Consider the following 366-nt stretch of genomic DNA (forward strand, 5'->3'; position numbering starts at 1 on the left):
GTGCAGGTCCACCGACGGGATGCCGGCCTCGGTGAGCTGACGCGCGAGCTTGCGCGCCTGGTGCTTGGTGCGCATGAACAGGATGCGGCGACCGGTGCCCGATGCGAGCTTCTGCACGAGCACCTTCTTGGCCTCGACGCCCGCGACGTCGAAGACGTGGTGGGTCATCGCGGCGACCGGCGAGTTGGCCTCGTCGACCGAGTGCAGCACCTCGTTGTGCAGGAAGCGCTTGACCAGCTTGTCGACGCCGTTGTCCAGGGTCGCCGAGAACAGCAGCCGCTGTCCGTTCTGCGGGGTCGCAGACAGGATCCGGGTGACGACCGGCAGGAAGCCGAGGTCGGCCAAGTGGTCGGCCTCGTCGAGGAC

Annotated in this window: 1 protein-coding gene; it reads right to left on the reverse strand. The window is 68.0% G+C overall.

Annotated elements, in window-relative coordinates:
• The coding region (locus AC1DYG_RS20810; protein ID WP_477641724.1) for a DEAD/DEAH box helicase at positions 1 to 366 on the reverse strand (366 nt) is incomplete at both ends.

The organism is Pedococcus sp. P1_H8, from assembly GCF_056405175.1.